Origin of the sequence: Streptomyces sp. NPDC051907 (assembly GCF_040681075.1) — a bacterium.
Lineage (GTDB): Bacteria > Actinomycetota > Actinomycetes > Streptomycetales > Streptomycetaceae > Streptomyces.
Genome location: NZ_JBFAYB010000002.1, coordinates 182,629 through 199,509 on the forward strand (window position 1 = coordinate 182,629; position 16,881 = coordinate 199,509).

16 protein-coding genes, 1 tRNA gene and 1 pseudogene are annotated in these 16,881 nt (G+C 69.3%); 8 read left to right on the forward strand and 10 right to left on the reverse strand.

What is annotated here, in order from left to right; translation table 11 throughout:
• The first annotated feature begins 34 nt into the window (after positions 1-34).
• Positions 35-550 (forward strand): MarR family transcriptional regulator, encoded by a 516-nt coding sequence (locus AB0M39_RS02170; protein ID WP_365359135.1) that lies wholly within the window; start codon positions 35-37, stop codon positions 548-550.
• A gap of 291 nt (positions 551-841) precedes the next feature.
• Here the strand turns inward: AB0M39_RS02170 and AB0M39_RS02175 are convergent, their stop codons facing one another.
• A complete protein-coding gene (locus AB0M39_RS02175; protein WP_365359137.1) occupies positions 842-2,362 on the reverse strand; it encodes an MFS transporter in 1,521 nt (506 codons plus the stop codon).
• A 213-nt stretch (positions 2,363-2,575) separates the two neighbouring features.
• A complete protein-coding gene (locus tag AB0M39_RS02180; protein WP_365359139.1) occupies positions 2,576-3,220 on the reverse strand; it encodes a helix-turn-helix domain-containing protein in 645 nt (214 codons plus the stop codon).
• Between the two features lie 332 nt (positions 3,221-3,552).
• Here AB0M39_RS02180 and AB0M39_RS02185 point away from each other — a divergent pair, with 332 nt between their 5' ends.
• Complete coding sequence (locus tag AB0M39_RS02185) at positions 3,553-4,929, forward strand: M6 family metalloprotease domain-containing protein (RefSeq protein ID WP_365359141.1); 1,377 nt, start codon at positions 3,553-3,555, stop codon at positions 4,927-4,929.
• 138 nt (positions 4,930-5,067) lie between these two features.
• Here AB0M39_RS02185 and AB0M39_RS02190 read toward each other — a convergent pair whose 3' ends face one another.
• Together AB0M39_RS02190 and AB0M39_RS02195 are read right to left on the reverse strand one after the other, a co-directional pair.
• Positions 5,068-6,777 carry a class I adenylate-forming enzyme family protein gene (locus AB0M39_RS02190; protein ID WP_365359143.1) on the reverse strand — a complete coding sequence of 570 codons (1,710 nt, stop codon included), beginning with the start codon at positions 6,775-6,777 and terminating at the stop codon, positions 5,068-5,070.
• A gap of 77 nt (positions 6,778-6,854) precedes the next feature.
• Entirely contained in the window at positions 6,855-8,003 is a 1,149-nt protein-coding gene (locus tag AB0M39_RS02195; protein WP_365359145.1) for a CapA family protein, read from the reverse strand.
• Positions 8,004-8,152: 149 nt separating this feature from the next.
• On the opposite strand from AB0M39_RS02195, the gene AB0M39_RS02200 reads away from it, so the two are divergent.
• Positions 8,153-8,225: transfer RNA gene (locus AB0M39_RS02200), tRNA-Arg, on the forward strand.
• 87 nt (positions 8,226-8,312) lie between these two features.
• Entirely contained in the window at positions 8,313-8,522 is a 210-nt protein-coding gene (locus AB0M39_RS02205) for a hypothetical protein (RefSeq protein WP_365359147.1), read from the forward strand.
• Positions 8,523-8,675: 153 nt separating this feature from the next.
• Here AB0M39_RS02205 and AB0M39_RS02210 read toward each other — a convergent pair whose 3' ends face one another.
• From AB0M39_RS02210 to AB0M39_RS02220, 3 genes are all read right to left on the reverse strand, one after another.
• The gene (locus AB0M39_RS02210; RefSeq protein ID WP_365359149.1) at positions 8,676-9,251 is read right to left on the reverse strand and encodes an AAA family ATPase; all 576 of its coding nucleotides are present in this window, start codon (positions 9,249-9,251) and stop codon (positions 8,676-8,678) included.
• A 33-nt stretch (positions 9,252-9,284) separates the two neighbouring features.
• A complete protein-coding gene (locus AB0M39_RS02215; RefSeq protein WP_365359151.1) occupies positions 9,285-9,440 on the reverse strand; it encodes a hypothetical protein in 156 nt (51 codons plus the stop codon).
• A gap of 671 nt (positions 9,441-10,111) precedes the next feature.
• Positions 10,112-10,495, reverse strand: coding sequence for a hypothetical protein (locus AB0M39_RS02220; protein WP_365359153.1), 384 nt, complete (start codon positions 10,493-10,495; stop codon positions 10,112-10,114).
• Between the two features lie 165 nt (positions 10,496-10,660).
• Here AB0M39_RS02220 and AB0M39_RS02225 point away from each other — a divergent pair, with 165 nt between their 5' ends.
• Both AB0M39_RS02225 and AB0M39_RS02230 read left to right on the forward strand, forming a co-directional pair.
• Complete coding sequence (locus AB0M39_RS02225) at positions 10,661-11,584, forward strand: helix-turn-helix transcriptional regulator (RefSeq protein ID WP_365359155.1); 924 nt, start codon at positions 10,661-10,663, stop codon at positions 11,582-11,584.
• The gene (locus AB0M39_RS02230; protein WP_365359157.1) at positions 11,581-12,687 is read left to right on the forward strand and encodes a tyrosine-type recombinase/integrase; all 1,107 of its coding nucleotides are present in this window, start codon (positions 11,581-11,583) and stop codon (positions 12,685-12,687) included. Before AB0M39_RS02225 ends, AB0M39_RS02230 begins: the two co-directional genes overlap by 4 nt.
• A 718-nt stretch (positions 12,688-13,405) precedes the next feature.
• On the opposite strand, the gene AB0M39_RS02235 is transcribed toward AB0M39_RS02230, so the two are convergent.
• From AB0M39_RS02235 to AB0M39_RS02245, 3 genes are all read right to left on the reverse strand, one after another.
• Positions 13,406-13,837, reverse strand: coding sequence for a tyrosine-type recombinase/integrase (locus tag AB0M39_RS02235; protein ID WP_365359159.1), 432 nt, complete (start codon positions 13,835-13,837; stop codon positions 13,406-13,408).
• A gap of 203 nt (positions 13,838-14,040) precedes the next feature.
• Positions 14,041-14,262, reverse strand: a complete 222-nt coding sequence (locus AB0M39_RS02240; protein ID WP_365359161.1) for a hypothetical protein — start codon at positions 14,260-14,262, stop codon at positions 14,041-14,043.
• Positions 14,259-14,705, reverse strand: coding sequence for an ATP-binding protein (locus tag AB0M39_RS02245; RefSeq protein WP_365359162.1), 447 nt, complete (start codon positions 14,703-14,705; stop codon positions 14,259-14,261). The genes AB0M39_RS02240 and AB0M39_RS02245 overlap by 4 nt, the downstream gene beginning before the upstream one ends.
• A gap of 241 nt (positions 14,706-14,946) precedes the next feature.
• Between AB0M39_RS02245 and AB0M39_RS02250 the strand changes: the two genes are divergently transcribed.
• Together AB0M39_RS02250 and AB0M39_RS02255 are read left to right on the forward strand one after the other, a co-directional pair.
• Positions 14,947-16,233 (forward strand): XRE family transcriptional regulator, encoded by a 1,287-nt coding sequence (locus AB0M39_RS02250; RefSeq protein ID WP_365359164.1) that lies wholly within the window; start codon positions 14,947-14,949, stop codon positions 16,231-16,233.
• Positions 16,230-16,770 (forward strand): annotated as a pseudogene (locus AB0M39_RS02255) (GNAT family N-acetyltransferase). The gene AB0M39_RS02250 and the pseudogene AB0M39_RS02255 overlap by 4 nt, the downstream one beginning before the upstream one ends.
• Positions 16,771-16,881: the final 111 nt, after the last annotated feature.

Sequence of the window (16,881 nt, forward strand, 5' to 3'; positions counted from 1 at the left end):
TCAACTTTCAAGGACAGGTCGTAGAGTGGGATGCATGAACACGGCATCCAACGGCGACGGCGCCGCTCCGCCGCGCTGGCTCGACGACGACGAACAGCGGGTCTGGCGCGCGTATCTGCACGCCACCACCCTTTTCGAGGACCATCTCGACCGCCAGCTCCAGCGCGACGCGGGCATGCCGCACATCTACTACGGCCTGCTGGTCCAGCTGTCCCAGGCGCCCCGACGTCGCAAGCGGATGACCGAGCTCGCTATAGATGCCAAGATCACCCGCTCCCGCCTCTCGCACGCCGTCGCGCGGCTGGAGAAGAACGGCTGGGTGCGCCGCGAGGACTGCCCCTCCGACAAGCGCGGACAGAACGCCGTGCTGACGGACGAGGGCTTCAAGGTTCTGGAACGGACCGCTCCCGGCCATGTCGACGCGGTACGCCAGGCGATGTTCGACCGGCTCACCCCGGAGCAGGTCAAGCAGCTCGGCGAGATCATGCAGGTGGTGGCGGAGGGGCTCCAGCCACAGGACTCGGGCGCGGACCTGCCCTGGCTCCGCTGACCCTGCCCTGGCTCCGCTGACCCTGCCCTGGCTGCACTGACCCTGCCCTGGCTGCACTGACCTGCCCTGGCTGCACTGGTCTGCTCTTCTGTGCCGTGCCGGCCTGCTCTTGCTGCGCGGACCTGCCCTGGCTGCGCTGACCTGCCCCTGCGGTGCTGGCCTGCCCTGGCTCCGCCGACCCGTTCGGCTGAGCGTGCGAGAGCCCCGCCCGGTTCGACCGGGCGGGGCTCTGTGCTCACTGACCTCTCAGCGCGTGGCTGGCGCTGTGCGCCGAGGGCGCCTCAGTGCGACTCAGTGCGCCACGACGGGGATCTTCACCTCGTCCTCGACGCCCTCGCCCGAGCCGGCCATAGCGGTCGAATCGGCACCCGGACGCCCGGTGTTGATGAAGGTGAAGGCGATGGCCGCGGCGGCGGCGAGGATGCCGACCGCCCACCAGATGGCGCTCGTGTAGCCGTGCACCATGGCGTCCAGCTGGAGCGCCTTCGGGCTGCTGGCGCCCGCCGCGTTGGAGGCGACGTACGCCGTGGTGGCCGAGGCCGCGATCGTGTTCAGCAGCGCCGTGCCGATCGCGCCGCCGACCTGCTGCGAGGTGTTGACCATCGCGGAGGCGACGCCCGCGTCCTCGGGACGCACGCCGTGCGTGGACAGCGACATGGCCGGCATGAAGGCCGTTCCCATGCCCAGGCCCAGCAGCAGCTGCGCGGGCAGGATCAGACCGACGTACGACGAGCCGACCTCCAGCTGCGTCAGCAGCAGCATGCCGAGCCCGGCGACCAGGAAGCCGGGGCCCATCAGCAGCCGCGGCGGCACGCGGGTCATCAGCCGGGCGCCGATCTGGGTGGAGCCGGTGATCATGCCCACAATCATCGGGAGGAAGGCGAAGCCCGTCTCCACGGGCTTGTAGCCCTTGACGATCTGCAGGTAGTACGTGAGGAAGAGGAAGAGCCCGAACATCGCGATGATGGCGAGGCCCAGCGAGAGGTAGACACCGCCGCGGTTGCGCTCGGTCAGCACGCGCAGGGGCAGCAGGGGCGACTTGACCTTGGCCTCGGTGACGACGAACGCGGCGAGCAGCACCGCGGAGGCGACGAACATGCCCACGGTCAGGCTGTCGGACCAGCCCGCCGACTCGGCGCGCGTGAAGCCGTACACCAGCGCCACCAGGCCCAGGGTGGACAGGATCACGCCGGGGATGTCGAGCGTGGAGCGGTTGCGCGAGCCGGCCGGCTCGCGGATGACGAAGTACGCGCCGACGGCGGCGATGACCGCGAACGGGATGTTGACGAAGAACGTCCAGCGCCAGTTCAGGTACTCGGTGAGGAAGCCGCCGAGGATCAGGCCGACCGCGCCGCCGCCGCCGGCGATCGCGCCATAGATGCCGAAGGCCTTGGCGCGCTCCTTGGCGTCGGTGAACATCACGGCCAGCAGCGAGAGCGCGGCGGGCGCGAGCAGCGCGCCGAAGACGCCCTGGAGGGCGCGCGAGCCGAACATCATCGCCTCGCCGGTGGCCGCTCCGCCGAGGGCGGACGCGGCGGCGAAGCCGAGGAGGCCGACGACGAAGGTGCGCTTACGGCCCCACAGGTCGGCGATGCGGCCTCCGAAGAGCAGCAGACCGCCGAAGGCGAGTGCGTACGCCGTGATGACCCACTGCTTGTTGCCCTCGGAGATACCCAGGTCCAGCTGGGCGGAGGGGAGGGCGATGTTCACGATGGTCGCGTCGAGCACGACCATCAGCTGGGCCAGGGCGATGAAGACCAGCGCTTTCCAGCGACTGGGGTCAGGGAGGGATATGTCGGCTGTTTTCGACATGGGGGTAGCCACCTAAGGGGTGCGGAGAGGTCAAATCGGGCGTGGTGAGCAAGAGTCGTAGGGAAGACCGGCGACGCGCCGGTTCAGCTCAGCGGTGCTGTCGTCGCGGTCGGCGCTGCTGAGAAACGCCGCCGAGAAGTGCCGCTGAGGAATGCCGTTGAGGGATGCCGTTGAGGACGCTGTGCGCGTCGATCGCTTACGGTGTTTCGCGTTTCATGGGTTCCGCAGGTCCTCCATGGTCGCGGCCGCGCCGGGCAGTTCGGAGCGCGCGGGCGCTTCGAGGCCGTCCAGGAACAGCTGCAGATGACGGTGCACGAAGCGGTCGATGTTCGGGCACGCGGTGCCCGGCAGCGGCCGGGTGAGCTGGGAGAGGGCGACGAGCAGGTCTCCGACGGCGACGTCGGCGCGGAGACGGCCCGTTTCCTGGGCGCGTACGAAGAGGTCCTCTACGGCTGCCTCAAGGCGTACGCGCTCCTCGTTCATATCGGGGTAGTCCTTGTCGAACGCGCCGGAGAGCAGCGGGCACAGGGCCCCGATCCGCTCGTCGGCGGCCGCGTGGGTGAAGCGCCGCAGCGCCTCGAAGCCGTCCGCCTCCTCGGCGATGGCCTCGTACGCCCGCTCGGTGGTGCGGGCGAGGACGGAGAGGACGACCTCGTGGATGAGGGCGTCGCGGTCCGGGAAGTGGCGGTAGAGCGTCGCGTTGCCGATGCCGGCGCGGCGGGCGATCTCGTCGAGCGGGACGTCGGGCCCGAACTCCACGAACATCTCCCGCGCGGCCGTGACGATCCGCTCCCGGTTACGCAGGGCGTCTGCCCGCGGCCGCGGGGTGCGGCGCGCGGCGGTGTCGGCGGGGCTCACGGCTCCACTCCCTTTCTTTCTCTCCGGTCCAGGCCCAGGTGCAGGTGGTCCAGGTCTAGGTGGCCTAGGTCTGGCTATAGGCCTAAGTCCAGTCTGTGCCCGTATCCGAATCACAACCGGGGACGGGGTCCCCGTTTCGCGGGGACACGAGTTCAAACGGGGAAAGGATCCCCGGTTATTTCCCGGATCGATTGTGACCTGCATCACATAGTCGGCCGGCGGAATACCCACGGACGGCTCACCCGGCGAGCGTCCGGCCACCGCCCGTCACAGGCTGATCGCATTGAGCGCAGCCAGGGTCCGGCCTGCTGCCGCGGACTCGAAGGCGTCGTATGCAGCAGCCCCATCACCGGATACGCGCGCATAGCGACCACAGCAGCCCTAGCAGTCACAGCAGCCGCGGCAGGCACAGCAGATCCGGGAGAAGCAGCAAGACCAGCAGAAACAGCAGATCCGGCAGGCACCGTCGACTCAGCGGACTCGCCGCCTTCGCCGCCCTCACCCTCGCTGCGCTCAACACCGCGAGCGGCACCCTTCCGGTCCCCAGCAAAGCCTCCGCCGGCCCGGTGGCCGCGCCCGACGAGTCGGGCCTCGGCCCCTGCCGCATCGCCTCCGCGGTCGGAGTGCAGATGTCGGAGGGCATGCCCACTCCGTCCGGCTACTCGCCCTCTATAGGCGAGATACGCGCGCTCAATCTCATGATCGACTTCCCCGACGCGGTCGGCGAGGGGGAGGCGGCGGACCGGCTGGCGGAGTTCTTCCCGCAGACCTCCGACTGGTTCAAGACCAGCTCGTACGGACGGCTCACCTACCACCCCCATTCGCCGGTGACCGACTGGCTGCGGATGCCGCTGCCGTTCGAGGCGTACGAAATAGAGCGCGGCTCTCCCTATGAGCCCGCGTATCGCAAGCTGGTCGAGGACATCGTGACGGTGGCCGACCCGAAGGTGGACTTCAGCGCCTACGACCTGGTCAACATCCTGGTCACGCCGAACGCCGGCCCCTCAGCGCTGGACACCGTGCTGTCGGTGACGTTCTCCGGCAACAGCGAGGCCCCTCTCGCCGACGGCGTCCCCCTGTCGAACACGTCCTTCGTCTACAGCCGTCAGGACGACGGATCGGGGTCGTACGCCGAGACCGGCTACCGCGTCCTGCCGCACGAGAACGGCCATGTCTTCGGCCTTCCCGACCTCTATACCTCCGACGGCGGCGGCGCGGTCGGCCACTGGGACATCATGTCCGAGGACTGGGGGGCCAACAACGACCTGCTGGGCTGGCACAAGTGGAAGCTCGGCTGGCTGGACGGCGCCCAGGTGGGCTGCGCGTCGACGCGCGGGACCACGGAGTACGCGCTGACCCCGCTGGCCACCACGGGCGGCGCCAAGATGGCGATCGTGCCGCTGACCCGTGAGTCGGGCTACGCGGTCGAGGTGCGGACGCGGGCGGGCAACGACGAGGCCGTGTGCGAGCCGGGCGTGCTGATCTACCGCGTGAAGTCCGACGTGGACACCGGACAGGGACCGGTGACGGTCTCGGACAGCGACCGGGACAGCGGGGGCTGCACCCGACGGCCCAATGTGCACGCGGAGCTCTCGGACGCTCCCTACGGGCCGGGCGAGTCGTTCACCGACCGGGCCAACGGCATACGGATCTCGGTGATCGGCGAGACGGACGACGGCGGTTACAAGGTGCGGGTCACCCGCTCCTGAGCGAGTCGCGAGCGAGTAAGCCCGCGCACGTCGTGAGCGCGGGGCATCTGTGTCTCCCGAGCACCGCCCGGGCCTCACCCGATCTTGGCCACCTTCTGGGCCCTTCAGTCGCTCCCGAGCACCGCCCGCCGGGTGCCTTCATGCGCTCCCCAGCACCGCCCGTTCGACGCTCCCGCGCAGCTCGCGCTTGAGGATCTTCCCCGTCGCGTTGCGGGGCATGGGCTCGTCCCGGAGCAGCACATGCGCGGGCACCTTGAAGGCGGCGAGCGCCTTGCCGACATGGGCGCGCAGCTCGTCGACGCAGAGCGCGGCCCCCGGCCGCGGCTGCACCACCGCGGCGACCTCCTCGCCGAGCACTGGATGCGAGACGCCCAGCACGGCGGCGTCCGCGACATCCGGATGGTCGTGCAGCACGGCCTCCACCTCGACGCAGTACACGTTCTCGCCGCCGCGCAGGACCATGTCCTTCAGCCGGTCGACGACGCTGACCCGCCCCTCGCGCACGGTCGCCAGATCGCCGGTCCTGAACCAGCCGTCGCGGAACGCGGCCTCGGTCGCCTCCTCGTCCCGCCAGTACCCGCGCACGACGGCCTGTCCGCGCAGCCATAGCTCGCCGACCTCGCCCTCGGGCAGCTCCTCGCCGCCGGGCCCGGCGATCCGCACCTCGGTGGCGGGGGTGGGCCGGCCCACGCTGTGCGGGTGCGCGCGGTAGGACTCGCCATAGTTCGCCAGGACTCCCCCGCTGGTCTCGGTGAGCCCATAGCCGTTGCGCGGCTCGATCCGCCGCCCATGGCGGGCGGTGAGCCGGCCGACGAGATCGGGCGGGGCGGGGGCGCCGCCGGTGTTGAGATGGGTGAGGGTCTCCAGCCCGGCCCCCGCCCGCTCGGCCTCGTCCAGCAGCTGAAGGGCGGTGGTGGGCACGCCGGAGTAGTGCGTGACGCGATGCTGCTCGATGAGCCCGAGGGCTTGCTGGGCATCCCACTTCCGCATCAGCACGAGTGTGCCGCCGGCCGCCATAGTGGAGTACAGCGTGGTGAACGCCGCCACATGGAAGAACGGGAAGGTCATCAGGCAGACGGGCGAGGACCCCTGGCCCGGGATCGCGCCGCGTTCGAGCGCGGCGGCGGCGACGTAATAGCGCGGATTGACCGCGGCGCCGGCCTGGGCGAGCTGGGTGGCGACGGCGCCCTTGGGGCGGCCGGTGGTCCCGGAGGTATAGATGATCGTGGCGTCGTCCTCGGCCCGGACCTCTATAGCGGGCGGGGCGGCGTACGGGTCGGGCTCGTCGAAGTCCTCGTACCGCTCGACGCCTTCGCCCCACTCGCCCCCGTGCGCGCTCTCGCCCGCGCCCTCGGGGTGGAAGACGACCGTGCGCACGCCGGCCCGCCTCCGCCACGCGTCGACGCGCGGCAGCCGCTCCCCGTCCACGAGGAGCACGCTCGGGGCGCAGTCGTCGAGGGCGTACACGAACTCCTCCTCGGTCCACCACGCGTTGAGCGGCACGGCGACCAGCCCGGCCAACTGGGTGGCCCAGAAGGCGATCTGCCACTCGGGGTGGTTGCGCATGGCGACGACGGCGCGGTCGCCGGGCCGCAGGCCGTACGTCTCGACGAAGCGGCAGGCGAGCGCGGACGCGGCGGCGAAGAACTCGCCATAGCTGTACGAGCGGCTCTCGGCGACGAGGAACGGCCGGTCTCCGAAGGCCCAGACGGCCTCGACGAACTCCCGCAGCGTGCGGGGTCCGTCGGCGTACAGCAGGCCCCCGTCCTCCCCGCGCACAACGGCGAACGGCGCGCCCGGTGCGGTCAGCAGGGCGTCGTGGCGTGCGGACGAGTCGGGCTGAGGCACGGTCGCCCCTCTCTAAGCGCTTGCTCAGTACGTCGGCGACGCTATGCGGGCGCCCGCCGGCGGTCAAGATCCATGCATTACCCACCGACCGCGCTGCGGACCGCGAGGCCGCCGGGCTCCAGACTGACACGCAGCCCGGGGCTGACCCGCTCCAGGGTCTCCCGCAGCCAGGCGCGATCCTTGTCCGAGGCGTGCCATAGCCGCATCCGCCGGGCCTGCATGGGAACGATCCGCACCGCCGCCGGCTCGCCCACGCCCGCGCCCGAATCCCCGTCCGCATCCCTGTCCGCGTCCGGCCGGACGGACACGAAGTAGAGGAGCCGAAGGTCGTCCCGGTACTCCTCATGGCCTGAGATGCCTTCATAGTCGTCGATGAAGTCGCCGCATCCATAGACGATCGGCCGGCCGCGGTAGATCTCCAGGGGCCGGGGGTGGTGCGAGGAGTGCCCGTGCACGACGTCGACCCCGCCGTCGACGAGCGCACGCGCGAACCGGACCTGCCCACGGGAGACGCCGTAGCCCCAGTTGGACCCCCAGTGCACGGAGACGACCACGACGTCCCCGGGCCGCCTCGCCCGCCGCACCCGGCGTACGACGTCGGCGGCCGCGGCATCCGACAACTCCGGCACGAGCCACACCCCGGCCTGACCCCGGCCGGCGGCCCAGCGATGCGGAATCCCGCTGGAAGGCGCCCCAAAGGAGAAGACGAGCACCCGCCGCCCCCCGCCGACGTCCACTTCGGCGGGCCGCCGCGCCTCCTCCCCATCCCGCCCGGCCCCCACGGCACACAGCCCCGCACCGGCGAGGGAGTCGAGGGTCTCCTCGAGCCCGCGGCGGCCGAAGTCGAGCACATGGTTGTTGGCAAGCACACACACGTCGGGCCGGGCGGCGACCAGACAGGGCAGATTGCCCGGGTTCATCCGGTAGCAGACCTCTTTATCCTCGGCGACGTCGCCGCTGCGCGTCACACTGGTCTCCAGATTCACCACCCGCACATCGGGCGCGACCTCCTCCAGCACCTCCAGCGCATCCCCCCACGGCCAGGCGTACCCGACGGGCCACGGAATGGCGCCGTTCGCGGCCTCCGCCAACCCGACGTAGGAGCGGGCGTCCGAGATATACGACTCCCAGAGAAGGGGATCACCGGGACAGGGCAGGATCTGATCGACGCCGCGACCGAGCATCACATCGCCGCAGAGGAAGAGCGTGACCATGTCCCCACGCATGCTTCCACGCTAGGCCGCCCCTCACCTGACCGAAAGTCACCCGAGCCGCGCCACGCCCCTTCGGTCCAGCCTGACCTGCAAAAACGTAAGTCTTGCCAGCCGGGAGCCACGATCCGCTAGGCTAGTCGCCGGATCTCGCCGAGATCCTCGCCTCCGTAGCTCAGGGGATAGAGCACCGCTCTCCTAAAGCGGGTGTCGCAGGTTCGAATCCTGCCGGGGGCACAGTGTCTGACCAGCGCGTTTACCTCCCCGAGGTAGGCGCGCTGTTCGTCGTAGCCATGGCATTAGCCATGAATAGGTTCCAGAACCATGGCGACCACGACATCGAAGCGACGTCAGCGCGGCAGCATCCGCCCCAACGGGGCTGGTTTCCAGGTCCGGGTTTACGCGGGCCGCGACCCCCTGACGAAGAAGGATCTCTACCTCCACGAGCAGGCCGAGACGGAGCCCGAGGCGGAGAAGACACGCACTCGGCTCCTCCAGCAAGTCGACGACAAGCGCCACCCCAAGCGCCAGTGACCAGTCGTTCCTCCTCGACCGCTGGCTCGGCGTCGCCGAGCTCGACGAGGACACCTCGTACGAGCGGGCCGAAGGCATCATCCGGAACTACCTCAAGCCGACGTTCGGCGACCTGAAGGCGGGCAACCTCACCGCCGAGATGCTCGAGCTCTTCTACTCACGGCTGCGTAAATGCCGAGAGCAGTGCGAGGGCCAGCGCAACGGCAAGTCCGACCCGAAGACGAAGCAGAAGCACGTCTGCGTGCCGCTTAAGGCGAACTCCGTTCGCTCGTCCCAGACTGTGAGGATCTGCGCGCGTGCCTCGTCGGCGGTCTCGGTGGGGTGGACCCGGTCGCCCGCCGCGAGCATCCGCAGCGCGAGTTCGTGATCGCCTGTGCGCCAGACGTCCAGGGCGGCGCGTTCGGCGGCGTCCTCCTGGCGGCGGTTCTCGGTGAGCGTGAGCCCCTGGACCAGGCGGTGGCTCTCGCGGAACGAGCCGCCAGGACCGATCGCCTGCAGCTGCAGGTGGTCGCCGATCGCGACGACCTTCGTGCCGGTACGCGCGGCCTCGGTCAGCAGCGTGCCGCGGCCCGGTCGTCCAACTGCCTTCTGGAACCGTTCGATCGCGTACGAGGCCCGTTCGTCGGTGAGCTTCGCCGAGCCGCCGTCGAAGCGGTCCAGAACCTGACGACGGACAACGCCCTCGGCGTCCAGGATGTCCTGGGTCGTGTAGCGGTCGATGGACGACATGACGGTGGAACCGCACGACGGCACCCGCACCGCCTAGCCCTCGACCGCGAGAACTTGGTCGGCGAGTTGCTCCAGGCGGTCCGGGTCGGCGTCGATCCCGTGCTCAAGCGCGTTCGCGACAGCCGCCAGGAGCTGCGCGCGGCTGAATATCTTCTTGTGCGCGGTCAGGCCGTTTGTGGGGGCGAACACCACGGCTGCCAGTTCGTCCGGCGGCGGGATGCGCGGCCCGCATGCGCGGCGCCGCCGATACCCGCTCCGCCATCCGAACCGGGCGGTCCGGGAGCGGCTTCCGCCACCATCGCTTCCACGTCAACGCCCATGGCATCAGCGTGTCGGCGCCAGCAGGCCCGCATCGTGCTCACATCGACGTCGAGCTTGTCACGCTTGGTCGCCATGGAGACCGAAGCCTTCTCTTGGCGGCTCGCGCCGGACGCCGAACCGTTCGTATGTCAGCGCCCGGGCCCTCCAAGAGGAAGGCGGGTTCAACGGCCTTCTCCTCAGCGGCCTCCACCAGCGCGGCGACCGCACGGGCCGTGGTCAGCTGCGCCTTCGGATGGGCGCGGGCTGAATTGCGCGAGCAGAGCAGTCGGGCCCCGGTCGCCGGGTGACATGCGTTCAATCTGCTCGGCGCGGTTTTGCGTCTGGCGGACGGTGTGAACGCACAGGATAATTACGGTTATCCTGTACCTATGCTGATGCCAAGTCAACTTGTGCAGCGATCGGACATTTCATCCGATATGCCAGTCTTGGTGCTGGCATATCGGCAGCACCCGGGTTGGGCCGGATTGGCCCGGACATGCGCGTGCTGGACGGAGCATCAGCTCCGTCCAGCACGTGGGACTTCTCCGGGGAGGGGGGCGTCAGGCGACGACCATCTCCACCACTGCGATGACGGCCATGGTCGCGGAGAAGGCGATGCCGGTCTTCCTCCATCGGGGGCCGCGCGCCTCGCCCCTATGCACGACGTACGCAACGAGGGCGGCGAAGACGGCGCACATCACGCCGATGCCGACCCACCCGGCACGGGCACCGCTCGGCAGGCCCTGCCCCAGGTCCAGCGACTGGAAAAGCAGCCCCAGGTTGACCACGGTGGCGAAGGCCGCCCCGGCCGCCCAGTTCCACCTGCTCTTGACCGGCACGAGGCCGGTGGCGGTGTCTGCCGGAGCCAGCTGGGATCCCACGACGGCGAGGATCGCTGCGGCAATCAACCCGAAGCCGAGGAACAGGATCTGCGTGTCCGTCACGTCTCCCCCTCGATGAGGACGCACCCGCCGGGACCGTGGATCGGCTCCCGCACACCGGTGTCCCTGCATAATAGGGACACCGGTGGATAATGGACAAACAAGGAGGTCAGCGTGGCAGGACGAGGACGACCCGAGGGGCCCATCGCCCCGGAAGCTCCGGAGCCCTTGCGGGAGTTGGTCCTGCGGCTCCGAGAGCACCGCCGCGCTGCCGGTCTGACCCTCGCAGAGCTCGGCGTCGCAACGATGTACAGCAGGGCGCACATTTCCGAGGCTCTTTCCGGCCGCAGAGTCCCCAGCTGGGACCTCGTCGAGCGCATGGCCCGCGCCACCAGCCCTACCCGCCCCACCAGCGACCAGCTGGAAAAGCTGCGGGAGCTGTGGACGAGCGCCCGACAAGCCACGGGGTACCGTCCAGACTCCGCTCCTGCGCGCGCGATGACGAACGTTCTACCCCCCGGTGCCCACCAGGTGATGGACGCTGCCGCGCGGGAGGCGAGGCAGCGCACCGTCCTCCACGACCTGTACGCGCTGACGGGCTTCCCGAGCGTGCGCGAACTCGCGGAGGCGATCAGGCTGTCCCGGTCCGCCGTACACCGCGCCGTCACGGGTCAGTCCTTGGCCGGCGCGAGGGAGGTAGCCGACGGCCTCGTGGCCCGCCTGGTGCCCGAGGAACGAGACGAATGGGCCGCAAGGGTCAGCAGCGTGTTCGACGAGGCGTCGGCACCAGCCGAGGACACGCCGCGGTTCCGCGCCCTGAATGCTGGAGAGGGGCAGGCGGTTGAGATTGCGGGGACGATCAGCGACTTCGAGAGCAGCCTTCGACGCATGAGGAACATGATCGCCCACGGGATGGTGCAGACCTCTCCGGAGATCGCTGCCCAAGTCCTCCTCTTGGCGGCCACCTTGGAGCAGGCCCCCAACCGGCCCGCCAACGCCGCCGTACCCGAGGGGCACCTCACGTGGAACGGCACCGAGTGGGTCAAGTTCGCGGAGGACCAGATGTCGGACACGGTCCTCTTCAAGAGCGACAACGCCGAGGGTGAGGCTGCGGACCTTGTCCGGCCGACCAGCGACAAGGACCAGACATGACCGCGACCGAGCCGGAGGCCGCCCACGGACTGGAGCGGGCGCCCCGGTCGACGCTGAGCACACTGCACCGCAATCCACGAGACCTCTGGCCGGAGCACGCCCGGCGGCTGTACGACTACCTCGTCGACCTGTACAGAGCCGACGACATGCTGCCGACCCTCGCGGCTTCCTGGATCGCCCACCAGCGCTCGACCAACACGCAAAAGTCGTACGCCCGCGGCTTCCGCGTGTTCGACGAGTTTGCCCGCGACCACGGCACGCACCCCATGGCCGTGAAGTTCGTCCTCGCCGACTCCTTCCGCCTATACCTGGAGACCACCCCGACGTGGGTGCGGGTCAAGGGCGGCCGGCGCGGCGAGATGAGCCGGACCGGCAAGCCGTATTCGGACGCCTCGCGGAAGAACGCCCTGTCGGCGGCCTCCAGCTTCTTCACCTACCTGAACAAGGTCAGCGACGACGGGGTGAAGAACCCCTTCGACGGGGTCCAGCGGCCCTACGTCGACCCGACCTACTCCCCCACGCCCGGATACACCGAAGCCGAGTGGGCCCGCTTCGTGGCCGTCGCCCGCGACGAGCACCGCGTCGCGGCGTACCGCAAGCGCGCGTACGCCCTGCTGCTCGTCCTCTACACCTGCTGCCTGCGCATCGACTCCCTGCTCAACGCCCGTGTCGAGGACCTCGGATACGACAAGGGGCACCGTGTGCTGCACCTGGAGAAGGTGAAGGGGGGAGGCCGGATGAAGCCGATCCCGCCGGTAGCCTGGGATGCCCTGCAGGACTACCTCAACGGCCGGACCGAGGGCTGGCTGTTCTGCACGGCCAGCGGCGGCCAGCTTGACGAACCGGCCCTGTGGAGGCTGCTCCAATCCCTGGCCAAGCGCGCCGGGCTCCCGCTGCGCGGCCCACACGGCACCAAAGTTGATGCCATCACCCACGCCCTGGCGAAGAACGACGCACGCCCCGACAAGGTGCAGCGCTGGGCCGACCACAAGGACTCCCGCACCACTCAGCGCTACAACCAGCGCAAGGAACTACTGGACGACAGCCCCGGTTACGGCATCGCGGCCGACATCGCCGGCGTCCTGGAGCACAGCGAGGCCTGACGTGCCCGGCGGCAGCATCGGCAGGAGTCTTTGGCGAGGCCGCAGTCGCCATCAGCGCCATCGAGTATCTGGTCGTCCCGGGGTGGGCCGAAAAGGGCGCAGGCTGAGTAGCGCATTGGGTAGTGCAATTTCCCCAATTCCTGACGATGTTGGGCAGACGGCGGCCATCATGACCGCAGGGCTGTGACGCGACCCCGGAACTCGTTCTGGCTGTGGGGTGGCGATGGCGCGAAGTGCGAACCGAGAGGGGCACGCACATGGCTGACTCGATTGAGGATTGGTACGCCCAGTACGACCTGCCCGGGGGCGACCTTACGAGGGCACCGAACTACTACTACAGCGAAGATGACGACCCCGTCCGCACCTCAGCAGGAGGCTCGTTCGTCTACGGGGCGCCCGAGCCGTACCGGGAAGACACCCTCGACTGCGCTGGTTGTGGGCATACGCATCCCGAGAACCTTGACGAGCGAGGTCGCTGCCCCTACTGCCGCTGACGACGCGACAGGGAATCAGGGGGCGTCCCTAGCCGTGCTCTTAGCCGTGAAGCACCGATGAAACCTGCACACCCAGGCACTCAAGATGCCACCCTAAAGAGAGAAGATGCAGGTAGGAGCCACTGGCTACAGACCCTGTTGCTCTCCTACAGCGGGTGTCGCAGGTTCGAATCCTGCCGGGGGCACAACGCGTTACCGCTCTGACCTGGGATTTATCCCCCAGGTCAGCGCCCTAGTCGGCCTCGGACTCCTCGTCCGGGGCCGTTTGCGTGAGCGGACGGGGAGTTGATCTCCCGAATATCGCCCAACGGATCAGCGTCATCCGGCACGCACTCCGCGTCGGGCTTCTCCGCCTCGTCGGGCTCTGGCTCCGCTTCGGGAGCGGCGTTCTCGCCTGTGGCGCGGGCACGCGGTACGAGCTGGGCCGCGACCCCGGCGATCGCCAGGTCTGCCTCGGGAAGCAGGCTCGTGTACGTGTCGGCCGTGATGGCGATCGAGGAGTGGCCGAGCATCTCCTGGACGTCCTTCAAGTCGGCCCCGGCGGCGTGAGCGAGGGTCGCGGCACCGTGGCGGAGGTCGTGGAGCCGGACCGGTGAGAGGTCGATCTCCTCGTACAGCTCGATGAACCGCCTTGTGACGTCGGCGGGATGGAGCATCTCGCCGTTCTCTTGGTGGATCGTTCTCCTCGGTGGTGTAGCCGTCGTGCGGATCGACGTCGGCGAGCTTCGGCGGTAGGTCCGGTGGTGTGCCGCCGTCTTCGCGGATGAGGGCGCGGGCGATACGGAGCCGGCACCGAGGACGTCGGCGTCCAGGTCGAACCGTGCCGCTCAGCTCCGCACGGCCGGAGGCGGGACTCTCGTCAGCTCTCGACTCCGGTCCGCAGCCCGGGTGTGGGCGAACGACAGGCAGGCCCGCAGATCCAGAGCCGGAACAGCAGGCCCTGATGACGCACATCGCACAGCACCTCGCCGTTCGGCCCCAGGTACCGGGCGCAGCGCGCGCACTCCATGGCCATCTGCTGGCGGGGGCGGAGGCGGGCGATGTCTGGGAGGGACGGGGTCGCCGCGATCGGGGCGCTCACTCGTCACCCTCAATGCGAAGTTCGACCCAGACCTCTTTGCCCCATGGACGTCTGACCGGGCCGCGCAGGTCATAGCCCCAGCGGTCGGCGATGCCGTCGATCAGGAGCAGGCCACGGCCTGACTCGTCGTCCTCACCCGCCTGGCCGAGAACCGGCAGGTGCGAGGGCTTCCGGTCCACCACCCCGACCCGTACCCGCGTCGCGCTCGGCCGCCCGACGATCAGGCGGATCGAGCGGCACGGGGTGTGCCTGACAGCGTTCGCGACCAGCTCCGAGATGATCAGAGCAGCGACGTCGACGAGGTTGTCGAGATGCCATGCGCCGAGGGCGTCACGGACGAGCTTGCGGCCGATCTCGGCCGTGGACGGCTCGCAAGGGAAGGTCTGGCTGTACGTGGGCGGGCCGACGGCAGCGGCCTCAACTGTTGTTCTCAGACTCGTCATTGAGGTGGAGCCTTCGTGTTGTCTCGGCGCCCGGCCACCGCCCTCGGAACACTGCAGAGGTGGGCCAGGCCGTCTAACAGCCGCTCGTACGGCGGAGGCGACGGGCGACCAGCACCCAGACAACTCCTGTTCCTCACAGGTTGGTTAGGACGTTCAAGCGCTCATCTGGCGGAAGAACCTAGGTCGTTTTGACCAGCCCTTTACCTGGCGGGGCGGGGATCGCGAGGGCTACCGTGCCTGCATGGACACCACCCGCAACACCGTTCTTGAGGCGTGGATGGCCGAGCACGGCTACAGCTCCAACAGCTTCGCCGAGGCCGTGAACAGGGCCCTCGAGCGGTTGACCGGGCGCTCTGGAGGGCTCGACGGTTCGTCGGTCCGTGCGTGGAAAGCGGGCCGGGTCACGTGGCCGAAGTCAGCGGCCCGCAAGGCACTCGAGGATGTCACCGGACTACCCGCCATCGCTTTAGGGTTCGTGCCACGGGGCCGGCCTTCGTCCACCCCGGCCTCACCGCAGCAGGAGGACCCCGACATGAAGCGTCGTACCCTCGTCGGCGGCATCGCGGCGGCTGCTGCCGCAGCAGCAGCCGCGCCCGGCACCGCATCGCCGCGCCGTATCGGCATGAGCGACGTCAACCGCCTGAACAAGCGCTTCGCCGAGATCATCGCCAGCGACCACCGCCACGGCGGACAGCTCGGGATCGAGCAGCACGCCGCCGCCCTCGCCGACGAGGCGCTGAACCTCCAGAACGCGGGCACCGCAACCCAGCGCGTACGCAGCACCCTCTATGCCTCCGCAGCAGCCTTCCGCTCCTCCGCGATGTGGGCCGCCATCGACGGCCGACGCTACGACGTCGCCAAGGGACACATGCGCGAGGCCCAGTCCCTCGCGGAGATGTCCGGCGACCAGGCGATCAAGTTCCGCATCTGGAGTCACGCGGGCACCATGTATCGCCACATGGGCCGACCCGCAGACGCGCTCGCCGCCAACGACGTCGCCCGCAACCTGCACCTCACACGCCGTGACCCCCTGTTCGCCTGCCTGGGACACGCCCGCCAGGCCGCCACCCTCGGCCTCACCGGCGACACCGCAGCCGTACGGCATGCCCTCGGCTGTGCTCAGGACGCACTCGAACACGCCGATCCGGATCTCGGTCGCCCGGTGTGGATGGCTGCTGCCCGCGACGGAGCAGAGCTTGAGACACTCGCTCTGTCCGCGCACCTCCGCCTTGGCAACTTCGACCAGGCCGAATCGCATGCCCACCGAAGCCTGACCCTGCTCCGCCCTCAGATGCAGCGCGACCGCGCCATCAACACTGCCCGGCTCGCACACGCCCAGCTCGGACAGCGCGAAGCGGACGCGGCGACGGCCACCGCGATGACGGTCCCCGCTGACGTCGCCACGCAACACGCCCGGGTCACGCGCATGCTGCAAGAGTTCGGGGCCGCGCTCCGCGCCACCGCGCCCGGCAGCGCCACCGTCCAGACCTGGACCGAGCACACCGCCACCTGGAGGATGGCCGCATGAGAACGGCGCTCGCCATCGAACTGCGCACGTTCACCACCTTCGACCCCGTCCGCGGCGATCTTCTCGACGTGTACGCCGACGTGCGCGCCCTCCTGGCTCCACCTGCCCAACTACGCGGTCACCGCGCTCGGCGAGGGCATCGACCGGCACAGCACCGAGCCAGGGTTCACGGCTGTCCTCGCATACGCGGACGGACATCCGGTCGGCTACGCCTACGGCAACACCATCGAGCACGGCGACCGCTACTGGCAGCGCACAAGCCCGACGCCGGCGATCAAGTACACCGAGCACCCGACAGTGGCCCTGAAGGAGATCGGCGTCCGGCCGACCTGGCGCAAGACCGGCACCGCCCGCCGCATCCACGACGCTCTCCTCGCCGCACGCGACGAGCCCTTCATCACACTCATGGTCAACCCTGCCGCTGGCGACGGAAAAGTCTACGCGCTCTACAAGTCGTGGGGATACGAGGACATCGGACAGAGTCAGCCGTCACCGGCCTCGCCGGTCCTCACCGTGATGATCCGCGCCACCCTCTAACTTGCTCAGAAGTCCGTACTCCACCGCGGGGGTCAAGGACGTACGTCTCGGACGCTGACGTTGGCGCTCGCCTGTACCGATTCGAGTATCGGCCTCGATCTGTACCTCTTG